This window comes from Psychrobacter sp. L7 (assembly GCF_002810365.1).
Classification (GTDB): domain Bacteria; phylum Pseudomonadota; class Gammaproteobacteria; order Pseudomonadales; family Moraxellaceae; genus Psychrobacter; species Psychrobacter celer.
The window spans coordinates 1-14,134 of sequence record NZ_NEXR01000003.1 but is presented as its reverse complement, the minus strand read 5'-3'; the positions used below and the strand labels follow the sequence as shown (position 1 = coordinate 14,134).

The window sequence follows — 14,134 nt, the reverse complement described above, 5'->3', positions numbered from 1 at the left end:
GTGACTATAAATAGTTCACCTTATGTCAGCTTTAAATCATACACTGCCGCACCCAGCCCTAAAAAGGCAAAAACTCAGCACCTAGGCTGAGTTTAAGATAAAGCGTTTGAAGATAAAAACTGATACCGTATCAGTCAACTATGCAAGGTCACGAACCTTTGGCTCACGCTCCCACAGACGCGACTTGGCGTTTTCGATAAAGGCATCTAAGTCAGCAAGAGGCGTGACAAAGCTGTCTTTTTCTACTGGTAGCTTACTTAAGATGAATTCTTCAGTCGCTCCGCAGTAGGCAATAGCTTTGCAATGTACATAAGCATCAGTAAACCAATCTAAGGTCGAGCTGTCTTTTGCTAGTTTCTTGGCTTGCTCTGGCATGATGATACTGACCACCGCATCAAAAAATACCGAAGGCGCCCCTGCTACACGCTCTTCAGCTTGTATGCGAGTACCATCATCTAGTTTCACTTCTTTACTCGGCGCAACGATTTTTACCATCCCGCCCTGAGCATTGACCGCATCTTCGAACTTTTTAATCTCGCTATGCTTAGAGCCTTCGGCGACCAAGATACCCACCAATCGCCCTTTTAAGCTCTTAGGCGTACGGCCAATGGTCTGCACAGCCTCTGATGTCGCCATGTCTTGTACAGGCGCTGCCGCATCAGCAGGCTCTGGCAACTCCATACCCAAGGCAGTTGCCACGCGCTTGGCCAAATCTTCATCGATATGCAGCAGGTGGCTGAGCATACGGGTACGTACATGAGGAGTATCTACTTTACCCAGCTCAAATGCGTAGGCCGTCGCAATATGTGCCTGCTCAGCTGGGGTTTGACTACGGTAGAACATGCGCGGCTGGCTATAGTGGTCTGCAAAGCTCTCTGCGCGAATACGGCCTTTTACATTATCATCTAAGCGCTCTGCATACGACTCAAAGCCTTTTTTGACGCTTTCACGTGGACGATCTAAATCCAGACTTTGTGGTTCATAGAGGGTACGCGTCTTGGGTACTTGCATTTGCATGTGGCCGTCTTGCTGATTATTGGCAAACGGACATTTTGGCGCGTTAATAGGGATTTGCGCAAAGTTTGGCGACCCCAAACGCGACAGCTGGGTGTCAAGATAACTAAATAGACGACCTTGCAGTAAAGGATCATTACTAAAATCGATACCAGCCGGCAGATGTGACGGACAAAATGCTACTTGCTCCGTTTCTGCAAAAAAGTTATCAGGGTTACGGTTCAAGACCATTTTACCGATGATTTTCACAGGCACCGTCTCTTCTGGAATCAGCTTGGTCGCATCTAGATGGTCAAATGGAAACTCATTGGCTTCTTCTTCAGTAAATAACTGAACACCAAACTCCCACTCAAAATACATACCGTTTTCAATCGCTTCATACATGTCACGGCGGTTATAATCAGGATCAGCACCAGATATTTTTACCGCTTCATCCCAAGTAAGCGACTGTACACCTGCTACTGGCTTCCAATGAAAACGTACAAAGGTACTTTTTCCGTCTTTGTTAATCAAACGATAACTATGAATGCCAAAGCCTTCCATCATGCTAAAGCTACGCGGGAGCGCTCGATCACTCATCAGCCAAATGACATTGTGCATGGTCTCAGGACTTAACGACACAAAGTCCCAAAAGGTATCATGAGCAGATGCTGCCTGCGGAAAGCCGCGATCAGGCTCCGGCTTGACTGCATGCACCAGATCTGGGAATTTCATGGCATCTTGAATAAAGAAAATCGGCATATTATTACCAACGATATCCCAGTTACCTTCTTCGGTATAAATCTTGACCGCAAAGCCGCGGACATCGCGAGGCGTATCTTTTGAGCCTTTATTGCCAGCCACGGTCGAAAAACGAGTAAATAAAGGTGTCTGCTTCCCTGTTTCTGTAAGAATTTTGGCGGTCGTGTATTCTTCTAACGATTCTGTCAACTCAAAATAACCATGTGCGGCGCTACCACGTGCATGGACGATACGCTCAGGGATACGCTCATGGTCAAAATGATGAATCTTTTCACGCAGGACAAAATCTTCTAGCAAAGTTGGCCCACGTGCGCCAGCTTTTAATGAGTTTTGGTTATCAGAAATCGCAACGCCTTGCTGCGTGGTGAGCGCTTTTGTGTCATCGTCTGCACGTTGGTGAGTCTCGCCGCCATTGCCGCGAGTTGGGTTCATGTCTTTTGCGGGGTCAGTATGATCAAGATGCTTTTTCATAATATATCCTAGCTGATGAATGAAATGGCCTCTGATGAGACTATCCAAAGCGCGTAAACCCAGTATTTATATCCTTGTATCTATATAGTGACTTCGGCTGTCGCTTCATGTTTTATGAGTTACGCGGCGGTTGATTATCTAACTTTTTATTGTTGCTCTTTCACTGCTATTACGGCGGGCATTGCCAATCACTAGCAATGCCAATCATAGTGCTCATCACTCATCTTACATAAAAACTTCGCGATTTATGTCACATATATCGTGAAGCTTGTTGATTTTTGGTTAAACCAATGACCCAAACTATTAGCACATTACTATCATCAAATATATTGCTAAGTCCTTAACGCTCATGGCAGCGCTCTTTAGATTTTTTGCCTCAAGAATATCGATAGCGTTCGTGCCTATTATCAGTTAAATTATAAGGACAGCCATAAAATAAAGTCAGCCAGCATCAAAGCTGTGGCAAACACTAGCGGCGAGTTCTGATCAAGCAAAATTTTTATAACCATCGCTTATAGCCATCATAAAAGGCTTGGTGTATCACTTTGTATAAGGCGGTTCGTAACTGTATTTACGGGCCGTCTTTATTCATCCGTCTAGGGCGTATTGTTCGTTGAGTAAGGAAAATAGCCATATCCAAGCTTTATTGGATATATTCCCTAGTTATAGACAAGGAAGACAGTTATGTTATTAGATAACGACGTATTGCGTGCGCGCATTCGTTTATTAGGATCGTTTTTAGGCGAAGCCATCTCTCGCCAATCTGGGCAACAAACCTTAGATACCATCGAGACCTTGCGCCAAGGTTTTATCCAAGAGCGCCGCGAGCATAACGACGGACAAAAAAAGCAACTTATCGAGCTCATCGCCTCGCTAGACAATCAAACACTAAAAAATGTCATTCGCGCGTTTTCTATTTACTTTTTTTTGGCAAATTTGACCGAAGAAAACTACTTACGTGAGCAGCGGCGAGTGATGCGCGCGGAGTCTAACCAAAGCTGGGAAGGCTCTTTTCGTCGCACTTTATCAGAATGCCGCGAGCGGCAGATCGAACCTGAACAAATCAAAGAGCTCATTGATCAGCTAAAATTTATCCCTGTCTTTACCGCGCACCCTACCGAGGCGCGTCGCCGTACGACGATGAATATCTTGCAAACGCTATATGAGCACACCGATGCCATGGGTGTCTATCCTGAGGGCAGTCTCGCCTTTGGGCAGGCCAAACAAAAAACCGCGGAAACCATTGATCTACTATGGTCATCAGATGAGGTGCGGACTCGTAAACCCTTGGTCTATGATGAGATTAATAATGGTCTGCATTATTTTGATGCCAGTCTTTTTACCGCCATACCGAAAGTCTATCGCAATATCAAAGACGCAATCGTAGAGATTTATCCAGAGCTTAGTGACTATGCGCTGCCCGCTTTTGTCAATTTTGGCTCTTGGATCGGCGGCGATAGAGACGGCAATCCCTTCGTCACTCATGAGACCACAGAAATGGCCGTGTTGATGCATGCCAATACCGTGCTGCGCCATTACCAAGTATTGATCCGAAAGCTGCGCCGCGAGCTGATTCATAGCGATAGCATCGTCACCATCGTGCCCGAGATTTATGAGCGCATCCAAGACTACAGCGAGCTGGATCAGCAAGTGTTTTGTTATAACCCTGATGACTACAATCATGAACCATACCGTAGATTGTTATCACTCATCCTTGCCAAAATAAAAGCCACCAACCAGTATATCCAAAGCCAAGGCACAGACGACAATGCAGCAAAAGACGCGTACTTATCGCCGGCCGCACTGTTAGATGACTTACGCCTTATCCGCAAGAGCGTCAATACGCATGATAGCGCCCATGCCGAAGGGCTACTGCTAGATACCATCCGCTTGGTCAAAACCTGCGGCTTTCATCTGGCCGCGCTCGATATTCGCCAAGACTCAGGCTATCATGGCGAGGTCATTGCCGATATTTTTGCCAATGCCTCCAACTTGCCCGATTACAAGGTGCTAAGCGAAGCAGAGCGCCAAGAGTGGCTGACCCGCCTACTACAAAAACCAGGCACGCCACTGATTTATACCGATAATTTAAGCGAGCAAACCCGTGAGCAGCTGGCATTGATGCAGTCGGTGGCCAAACTGCGCAAACTGGTCGGCGACGATACCTTTGGCAGCTACGTGATCTCAATGACCAATAACGCCAGTCAGCTGCTAGAAGTACTGCTGCTGATGCGTTTTGCGGGTTTGTCTGGTATCGATGACGACGGACACTTATTTGCCGCCTTGCCGGTAGCACCATTGTTTGAAACCATCGAAGACCTTAAAAACATCGATAAAATCATGCCAACGGTGCTGGATAACCCACTGTATCGCGAGCTACTTGAGCACTCAGGCAATATTCAAGAGATTATGCTGGGCTACTCCGACTCTTCTAAAGACGGCGGCATTATTACCTCGGCTTGGCAGCTGTATAGCGCCCAGCAGACCATCACACGTATTGCCAACCAATACGGCATTAGCACCCGTCTGTTTCATGGCCGCGGCGGCTCTGTCAGTCGCGGCGGCGGCTCAACTCATCAGGCCATCGCCGCTCAGCCTGCTGGTACATTAAACGGACAAATCAAGTTTACCGAACAAGGCGAAGTGCTCTATGCCAAATACGCCAACCCAGATACAGCAGTGTTTGAGCTAACCATGGGCATCACAGGCGCGCTAAAAGCCAGCTCATCACGCTTTGTAGCGCAGCCGGCCCAGCTCGATAGCTATGAAGCACTGTTTGCAGATTTGGCCGATGCAGGCGAGCAGCAATATCGAGCACTGACGGATAATACAGAAGGCTTTTATCAGTTTTACTCCGAGGCCACGCCTGTACAAGAGATCTCTTTGCTAAATATCGGCTCGCGCCCTGCCCACCGCAAAAAAGGCTTGCCAAGCAAATCAACGATTCGGGCGATACCTTGGGTGTTTGGCTGGTCATTGGCCCGCTTTACTCTTCCTGCATGGTATGGCGTGGGCACGGCATTAGAGAGTGTCAAACAAAACGAAGGATTGATGAAAGAGATGAATAAAAACTGGCCGTTTTTTAGTGCATTTATCAGCAATATCGAAATGGCCTTTACCAAATCGGAGATGAATATCGCCCACGCCTACAGCCTGCTGTGCAAAGACGAGCACTTACGCACACAAGTCATGCAGGCTGTCGAGCACGAGCACGCGCTTACTCACTCTGGCCTAAACTCCCTGCTCGAGCAAACCTCATTATTGTCCACGCAGCAAGAGCTGGCAGCATCTTTACAATGGCGCAATGCTTACTTAGACCCGATCAACTATATCCAAATCGAGCTGCTCAAACGCATGCGCCAACCTGATGATAATGATGCTAAAAGTACCGACAAACTGGCGGTAGAAGATCCCCTGATTCGCAGTATCAATGCCCTTGCAGCAGGACTACGTAATACTGGTTAGAACTTGATACTGATATTAAAACGCAAATAACCGCTGACTTAGTTAGCGGTTATTTTTTGAAAAACCAAAATTTGGTTGTTCGCTGGCATCTGATATTGAGTCATTAATGTTAAATGGTGGGCGTTGGCTAAAGCAATGATATCTTCTTTATGCCGGATACCGCTACCAGCATCACGCTGGCGCAAACTGCTATCAAACTGCTAGTTACTTGCACTGGTATAGCGTCCGTTTTCATTAAATGGCCCGTAAACAATCAGCTTGCCGTCTAACGGTAATGCTGCCCCGACCAACTCAAATAACCTCTCAACCAAAGGCCAAGCGATAATATGTAAGGTGTTAGCGGTAAATACAGCGTCATAAGGTTCGCCAGTATTAGTTTTTGGAATAGAATCTGTTAACAAATTAAAAGCCAACGGTGCATACAGGTTTGATGCGGGATAGGCATTATGCCAAGCTTGTATCACCTGATGATTATCAGTTACATCGCTGGTTTGCCATTGTAGGTGTGGCAAGCTTGGTGCAAAGTAAACGCTGTGCTGACCGGTACCTGAGCCGACTTCTAAGACATGAGTATGCTCTTGTAGCTCTTTTTGTAGTACGTTTAAGATAGGCGCTTTATTATTTTCACACGCTTGCGAAAATGGCGCTCCAGCTGGAGCAATCGATTGCGTATTATCAGAATCACTATTAAACACTATGGCCATCCTTATAATGCTGTTTTCATCAAGTACAGATATCAATAACGAAGATAAGCAATAATAACCCACCACAACGACCTAATAGATACCTGCTTCAATGCCTGCTGCCAATGTCATTGCCAGCTCTTCGACTTGCTCAGTGAACGCCTCTTGCCAATCACCTTGTAAAATCAGCGCTTCTTGTATCCACTCCCAGCGCAGCCCCGTCGTAATCGTTTTCATCGCATTTTTAGTCCCTGTGCCATCGTGTCCTGCGCGAATATATAACGCAAACGGCATACCCTGTTTTTTTTCTAGTACTGGATAATAACAACGATCAAAGAAATCCTTGGTCAATCCTGCCATATACGCCAAGTTCTCAGTCGTGCCTAATAATAATGCATCCGCTGCGAGTATATCTTCAGGCTGCGTATCTTGAGGAGATTTAAGTATGACGTTGATATCTATATCGGGATGATTAGCGCCATCGTAGGCCGCTTGCGCCAACTTCTTAGTATTCGGTGATGGCGCATGCGCGACGATAAGTAAGGTTTTAGTAGCCATATTAATCACCATTATAAAATATATCAGTTCTTAGAATAAATAGTCACCTTTTGCATGATATCAGGATGGATGCTTTTCGCAACTGGACAAGTCAGCGCTGTGTTATAAAATATCTTTTGCGTTTTCTCATCTAGCTGCCGATTAAAAGTGATCGCGACATGTATTTCACTGACGCGTCTTGGATCAGCTGTCATCACTTTGGTCACCTCAGCGGTAGTACCGGTGATATCAATCTCCATATCACGAGCTTTAATCCCAATGATCGTTAGCATACAGCTTGCCAAGCTCGTCGCTAACAAATCAGTTGGTGAAAAAGCTTCACCCTTGCCTTGATTATCAGTCGGCGCATCAGTAATAATTTCATTGTTTGATTGCAAATGAATAGCGCTAGTACGCAAGTCACCTTGATAGGTTATTTTTGAAGTTGTCATAGGGTTCCCTTATATAGTTATCAATATTAAATATATATTTAAAAAATATCTTCCTTCATCTAAATAATATACTTTATTTGTATAATAAAGCTATGGTAGTTGATAGTATTTCTTACCACTTTTATAAAGCAGATTTAGTAAATGGCTTATGGAATAAAGAAGGCATTTGATCTTGTTTTAAATAGAATTTAGGCATTTGATCTTCTTCAATCCAAGCATATCCATTTAGGCGATCTTTTAAAACACCATATTGTGAAGGCATTGACAACTCATTCATAATCTTTCTCACGAATGAACGATACCTCCTTCCAACAAAATATTGTTTATATAAGTAAGAAGGAATTGGAAGCTTTACAGCATCATCTCCAGAAACTGAAATACCAAGAATTTTCGTTGGAGGAGCTAACTTTATAAATCTAAGATCTACACCTTTAGACTTTAAAAGGTTATCTCCAACAGACATGATTTCACTAACCATTTTAGAATGCTTCTGATATCGTCCTTGTTCCATATCTCTTTCTATTTCAGTAATTCTCTCTCGTATTTCCTGCACTTCTGAATTGCTCCGATAATAAGAAAGTGCTTCGAGATATTCTTGTCCATCAGTACATTCTTTCACTAGCATAGGTATGAAATTAGGAAGCTGAAGTTCGTCTGAGCTAGGAACTAAATCTAAGTCGCTATATGTTTGAAGCATACTCTTTTTAAACCCCTTCATACCGACATTGAAAGATTTAGCAAAATCAGTAGAGTTGTTTGAGCCAGAATTCAGACGATCAAGGAAGTCATACGAAAAAAAATCTCTTAGTGGATGGGACATGTAGGTCAAGTTTAGTTTTGCAGCATATACTTGGTGCCATATATACTGAGTTCCTAACCACGCCATAACTGAAAGCATTCTCTTAACGTGTGGTGATAACTTTCTCCAGCTGACAGGTCTTCCGTCAATACCATGAATTTCAAAACCTTCACCTAGCTTATAATCAGCTGGACTCGCTAAAAAAGCCTCAATTAAAGGGTTCTCTTTTTCAATACCCATAGTCCGAAAAACTAAATAAAATTCCGAACTCGAATGCTCCCAGATGAATTTACTAAAAGCATTAGCTTGTTCGAAATATTGAGAAAATAAACTTCTGTCAGATCCACTCTTAAATGCTGTAGTCCATGCTTCAGAAAGGGACTTAGAAATAGTCAATAAGTCATTATCTTCTTCTTTAAGAACAGTTTTAAAAGAAAACACAGGATCAGATAACATTTTTTTTCTAGCAGATGTTAAAGATGCTTTATAGGTATCTGGAACAACTATGTTATCACTTAATAAAAAAGCCTCACTAAAGCGTTCAAGAGCAACATGTTCGATATCAAGTAAAGCTGGTTCTTTAGTTGGAGCTTTCCCCAGTGCCCGTTGCACGCTTGAGATTGTTGCGTTATCCAATAAAATAGAAGACATTAAAATTATCCCTAGAAAAGTATATAACCCTTGATCTGTAATAATACCATTAAAATAATAAATCCCCACGCAAAAAAAAAGCCCCCTTCTACTCACGTAGAAGGGGGCTTTTTAGGAATAGGGAGCTGACGATGACCTACTCTCACATGGCCGGAGCCACACTACCATTGGCGCAACGATGTTTCACTTCTGAGTTCGGGAAGGGATCAGGTGGTGCCATCGTGCTATTGTCGTCAGCAAAGGGGGTTAGATATGAGTCTGTGTTTGTTTTACTTAATGACTTAAGTATCACTTATCCTAACTGAATCAAGGATAAAGGTGATATCGATATAATTGCTTGATACAAACCACTTGGGTGTTGTATGGTCAAGCCAAACGAGCAATTAGTACAGGTTAGCTCCACACATCGCTGCGCTTCCACACCCTGCCTATCAACGTCCTAGTCTTGAACGGCTCTTTAGGGAAATCTAATCTTGAGGTGGGCTTCCCGCTTAGATGCTTTCAGCGGTTATCCCATCCGAACGTAGCTACCGGGCAATGCCATTGGCATGACAACCCGAACACCAGCGGTTCGTCCACTCTGGTCCTCTCGTACTAGGAGCAGATCCTCTCAAATTTCCAACGCCCACGGTAGATAGGGACCGAACTGTCTCACGACGTTCTAAACCCAGCTCGCGTACCTCTTTAAATGGCGAACAGCCATACCCTTAGGACCTGCTTCAGCCCTAGGATGAGATGAGCCGACATCGAGGTGCCAAACACCGCCGTCGATATGAACTCTTGGGCGGTATCAGCCTGTTATCCCCAGAGTACCTTTTATCCGTTGAGCGATGGCCCTTCCATACAGAACCACCGGATCACTAAGACCTACTTTCGTACCTGCTCGACTTGTGGGTCTCGCAGTTAAGCGCGCTTTTGCCTTTATACTCTATGAACGATTTCCGACCGTTCTGAGCGCACCTTCGTACTCCTCCGTTACTCTTTAGGAGGAGACCGCCCCAGTCAAACTACCCACCATACATTGTCCTCGGTATTGTTATACCTGAGTTAGAACCCCAACATGACCAGGGTGGTATTTCAAGATTGGCTCCACCAAGACTAGCGTCTCGGTTTCAAAGCCTCCCACCTATCCTGCACAAGTCAGGTCAAAGTTCAATGTAAAGCTGTAGTAAAGGTTCACGGGGTCTTTCCGTCTAGCCGCGGGTACACAGCATCTTCACTGCGATTTCGATTTCACTGAGTCTCTGCTGGAGACAGCGCTGCCATCATTATGTCATTCGTGCAGGTCGGAACTTACCCGACAAGGAATTTCGCTACCTTAGGACCGTTATAGTTACGGCCGCCGTTTACTGGGGCTTCGATCAAGACCTTCGCATACGCTAAGCCCATCAATTAACCTTCCAGCACCGGGCAGACATCACACCCTATACGTCCACTTTCGTGTTTGCAGAGTGCTGTGTTTTTAATAAACAGTTGCAGCAGCCTGGTATCTGCGACTGCCAATAGCTTACGGAGCAAGTCCTTCACCATCAGCAGCGTACCTTCTCCCGAAGTTACGGTACCATTTTGCCTAGTTCCTTCAGCAGAGTTCTCTCAAGCGCCTTGGTATTCTCTACCTGATCACCTGTGTCGGTTTAGGGTACGATTCGTTTATGACTATCGCTTAGAAGCTTTTCCTGGAAGCATGGTATTTGCCACTTCGTCCTACAAGTAGGACTTGCTATCAGATCTCGGTATAAAATAGCCCGGATTTACCTAAGCTATAAACCTACATCCTTCCACTCAGACAACCATCGCTGAGCTGGCATAACCTTCTCCGTCCCTCCATCGCATCATAAACAAGTATCGGAATATTAACCGATTTCCCATCGACTACGCCTTTCGGCCTCGCCTTAGGGGTCGACTCACCCAGCCCCGATTAACGTTGGACTGGAACCCTTGATCTTCCGGCGTGCGAGCTTTTCACTCGCATTATCGTTACTCACGTCAGCATTCGCTCTTGTGATACCTCCAGCATGCTTTACAACACACCTTCACAGGCTTACACAACGCTCCCCTACCACTTGAAAACAAATTCAAATCCGCAGCTTCGGCTCCTAGTTTGAGCCCCGTTACATCTTCCGCGCGGGCCGACTCGACTAGTGAGCTATTACGCTTTCTTTAAAGGATGGCTGCTTCTAAGCCAACCTCCTAGCTGTCTATGCCTTCCCACCTCGTTTCCCACTTAACTAGGAATTTGGGGCCTTAGCTGGCGGTCTGGGTTGTTTCCCTCTCCACGATGGACGTTAGCACCCACCGTGTGTCTCCCGGATATCACTCATCGGTATTCGGAGTTTGCATCGGTTTGGTAAGTCGGTATGACCCCCTAGCCGAAACAGTGCTCTACCCCCAATGGTGTTCGTCCGAGGCGCTACCTAAATAGCTTTCGGGGAGAACCAGCTATCACCGAGTTTGATTAGCCTTTCACCCCTATCCACAAGTCATCCCCTGGCTTTTCAACGACAGTGGGTTCGGTCCTCCGGTGCCTGTTACGGCACTTTCAACCTGCTCATGGATAGATCACTCGGTTTCGGGTCTATACCCTGCAACTAGACGCCCTATTAAGACTCGGTTTCCCTACGGCTCCCCTAAACGGTTAACCTTGCTACAGAATATAAGTCGCTGACCCATTATACAAAAGGTACGCGGTCACCACGCAAGGTGGCTCCCACTGCTTGTACGCACACGGTTTCAGGTTCTATTTCACTCCCCTCACAGGGGTTCTTTTCGCCTTTCCCTCACGGTACTGGTTCACTATCGGTCAGTCAGGAGTATTTAGCCTTGGAGGATGGTCCCCCCATCTTCAAACAGGATTTCTCGTGCCCCGCTCTACTTAATATGTTAACGCTAATGTTTCGAATACAGGACTATCACCTACTATGGTCAGCTTTCCCACGCTGTTCTTCTACATTAGCATTAATCGGCTTCTCCCCGTTCGCTCGCCGCTACTAGGGGAATCTCAATTGATGTCTATTCCTAAGGGTACTGAGATGTTTCACTTCCCCTCGTTCGCTTCTTGTACAAGTACAAGATACTTACCTTATGGTAAGTGGGTTTCCCCATTCAGAAATCTCCGGATCACAGGATATTGCCGCCTCCCCGAAGCTTATCGCAGGCTGTCACGTCTTTCATCGCCTCTGACTGCCAAGGCATCCACCATGTGCGCTTAATTACTTGACCATACAACCCCAAAGGGTCTTTGTCAGCAATTATAACGATATCACCTATGTTTACGCTTGATTCAGTTCTCTTTACTTTGAAGACTAGCCCTTGGGATAACAAACAATGTCGTTAAAAGGCTAGCCTTCAGGTTAGCAATAACACGTGAAATGTTATTGCTAACCCAGACTCATATCTATGTTTTTAAATAGTCTCTATGCTCTCGTCAAGTCATAGATTTCCGTATAAAACAGAAAGAAGTAATCGTGTCTTATTTAAAGATAAATCACTTGTTTCTATTTAATACCTATCTTTATTTGCACTCTAAGCTACCGAAGTTTGTAGTGGTGGAGCCAAACGGAGTCGAACCGTTGACCTCCTGCGTGCAAGGCAGGCGCTCTACCAACTGAGCTATGGCCCCATGTATAATGGTGGGTCTAGGTGGACTTGAACCACCGACCCCCGCGTTATCAACACGGTGCTCTAACCAGCTGAGCTACAGACCCTAGTACGTCCTAAAACGTAAGCTTAAACTAAAGAACAACTTGTTGTGAATTCTTGCTGACCGAATGCGTCTATAAGGAGGTGATCCAGCCGCAGGTTCCCCTACGGCTACCTTGTTACGACTTCACCCCAGTCATCAACCACACCGTGGTGATCGCCGTCCTAAAAGGTTCGGCTAACCACTTCTGGTGCAATCAACTCCCATGGTGTGACGGGCGGTGTGTACAAGGCCCGGGAACGTATTCACCGCGGCATTCTGATCCGCGATTACTAGCGATTCCTACTTCATGGAGTCGAGTTGCAGACTCCAATCTGGACTACGATAGGCTTTTTGAGATTCGCATCACATCGCTGTGTAGCTGCCCTCTGTACCTACCATTGTAGCACGTGTGTAGCCCTGGTCGTAAGGGCCATGATGACTTGACGTCGTCCCCGCCTTCCTCCAGTTTGTCACTGGCAGTATCCTTAGAGTTCCCGGCTTAACCCGCTGGTAACTAAGGACAAGGGTTGCGCTCGTTGCGGGACTTAACCCAACATCTCACGACACGAGCTGACGACAGCCATGCAGCACCTGTATTCTAATTCCCGAAGGCACTCCCGCATCTCTGCAGGATTCTAGATATGTCAAGACCAGGTAAGGTTCTTCGCGTTGCATCGAATTAAACCACATGCTCCACCGCTTGTGCGGGCCCCCGTCAATTCATTTGAGTTTTAACCTTGCGGCCGTACTCCCCAGGCGGTCTACTTATTGCGTTAGCTGCGTCACTAAGGAATCAAGTTCCCCAACGACTAGTAGACATCGTTTACGGCGTGGACTACCAGGGTATCTAATCCTGTTTGCTACCCACGCTTTCGAGCCTCAGTGTCAGTATGATGCCAGGAAGCTGCCTTCGCCATCGGTATTCCTCCAGATCTCTACGCATTTCACCGCTACACCTGGAATTCTACTTCCCTCTCACCTACTCTAGCTTAACAGTATCAGATGCAGTTCCCAGGTTAAGCCCGGGGATTTCACATCTGACTTATCAAGCCACCTACGCTCGCTTTACGCCCAGTAATTCCGATTAACGCTTGCACCCTCTGTATTACCGCGGCTGCTGGCACAGAGTTAGCCGGTGCTTATTCTGCAGCTAATGTCATCGCATATGGGTATTAACCATATGGTCTTCTTCACTGCTTAAAGTGCTTTACAACCAAAAGGCCTTCTTCACACACGCGGCATGGCTGGATCAGGGTTGCCCCCATTGTCCAATATTCCCCACTGCTGCCTCCCGTAGGAGTCCGGGCCGTGTCTCAGTCCCGGTGTGGCTGATCATCCTCTCAGACCAGCTACAGATCGTCGCCATGGTAGGCCTTTACCCCACCATCTAGCTAATCCGACTTAGGCTCATCTAATAGCGAGAGCAGTAAACTGCCCCCTTTCTCCCGTAGGACGTATGCGGTATTAATTCGAGTTTCCCCGAGCTATCCCCCACTACTAGGTAGATTCCTAAGTGTTACTCACCCGTCCGCCGCTCGACGCCTGGTAGCAAGCTACCATCGTTTCCGCTCGACTTGCATGTGTTAAGCCTGCCGCCAGCGTTCAATCTGAGCCATGATCAAACTCTTCAGTTTAATCT

General features: G+C 46.1%; 5 protein-coding genes, 2 tRNA genes, 3 rRNA genes and 1 pseudogene. 1 reads left to right on the top strand and 10 read right to left on the bottom strand.

What is annotated here, in order from left to right:
• Positions 1-138: 138 nt before the first annotated feature.
• Positions 139-2,226 carry a catalase gene (locus CAP50_RS03805; protein ID WP_075101439.1) on the bottom strand — a complete coding sequence of 696 codons (2,088 nt, stop codon included), beginning with the start codon at positions 2,224-2,226 and terminating at the stop codon, positions 139-141.
• A gap of 684 nt (positions 2,227-2,910) precedes the next feature.
• On the opposite strand from CAP50_RS03805, the gene ppc reads away from it, so the two are divergent.
• Entirely contained in the window at positions 2,911-5,691 is a 2,781-nt protein-coding gene (gene ppc, locus CAP50_RS03800; RefSeq protein ID WP_075101438.1) for a phosphoenolpyruvate carboxylase, read from the top strand.
• A 38-nt stretch (positions 5,692-5,729) separates the two neighbouring features.
• On the opposite strand, the pseudogene CAP50_RS03795 reads toward ppc, so the two are convergent.
• The 9 genes and pseudogenes from CAP50_RS03795 to CAP50_RS03755 form a co-directional block, all read right to left on the bottom strand.
• Positions 5,730-6,386, bottom strand: a pseudogene (locus CAP50_RS03795) (DUF938 domain-containing protein).
• A gap of 81 nt (positions 6,387-6,467) precedes the next feature.
• Positions 6,468-6,932: a flavodoxin family protein gene (locus tag CAP50_RS03790; RefSeq protein ID WP_075101561.1), complete on the bottom strand. Its 465-nt coding sequence runs from the start codon at positions 6,930-6,932 to the stop codon at positions 6,468-6,470.
• 23 nt (positions 6,933-6,955) lie between these two features.
• Complete coding sequence (locus CAP50_RS03785) at positions 6,956-7,363, bottom strand: OsmC family protein (RefSeq protein WP_075101437.1); 408 nt, start codon at positions 7,361-7,363, stop codon at positions 6,956-6,958.
• 121 nt (positions 7,364-7,484) lie between these two features.
• Positions 7,485-8,813 carry a hypothetical protein gene (locus tag CAP50_RS03780; RefSeq protein ID WP_075101436.1) on the bottom strand — a complete coding sequence of 443 codons (1,329 nt, stop codon included), beginning with the start codon at positions 8,811-8,813 and terminating at the stop codon, positions 7,485-7,487.
• A gap of 123 nt (positions 8,814-8,936) precedes the next feature.
• Positions 8,937-9,051: ribosomal RNA gene (rrf, locus tag CAP50_RS03775) — 5S ribosomal RNA — on the bottom strand.
• A 124-nt stretch (positions 9,052-9,175) separates the two neighbouring features.
• A 23S ribosomal RNA gene (locus CAP50_RS03770) occupies positions 9,176-12,032 on the bottom strand.
• Between the two features lie 324 nt (positions 12,033-12,356).
• Positions 12,357-12,432 (bottom strand) — tRNA-Ala (locus tag CAP50_RS03765).
• A gap of 8 nt (positions 12,433-12,440) precedes the next feature.
• Positions 12,441-12,517 (bottom strand) — tRNA-Ile (locus CAP50_RS03760).
• A 72-nt stretch (positions 12,518-12,589) separates the two neighbouring features.
• Positions 12,590-14,129, bottom strand: a 16S ribosomal RNA gene (locus CAP50_RS03755).
• The 16S, 23S and 5S rRNA genes sit together here with 2 tRNA genes alongside, the layout of an rRNA operon.
• Positions 14,130-14,134: the final 5 nt, after the last annotated feature.

Bases quoted from the DNA above. Each gene is read 5' to 3' on its own strand.
- CAP50_RS03805 (WP_075101439.1), bottom strand. From the start codon at position 2,226: ATGAAAAAGCATCTTGATCATACTGACCCCGCAAAAGACATGAACCCA.
- ppc (WP_075101438.1), top strand. From the start codon at position 2,911: ATGTTATTAGATAACGACGTATTGCGTGCGCGCATTCGTTTATTAGGA.
- CAP50_RS03790 (WP_075101561.1), bottom strand. From the start codon at position 6,932: ATGGCTACTAAAACCTTACTTATCGTCGCGCATGCGCCATCACCGAAT.
- CAP50_RS03785 (WP_075101437.1), bottom strand. From the start codon at position 7,363: ATGACAACTTCAAAAATAACCTATCAAGGTGACTTGCGTACTAGCGCT.
- CAP50_RS03780 (WP_075101436.1), bottom strand. From the start codon at position 8,813: ATGTCTTCTATTTTATTGGATAACGCAACAATCTCAAGCGTGCAACGG.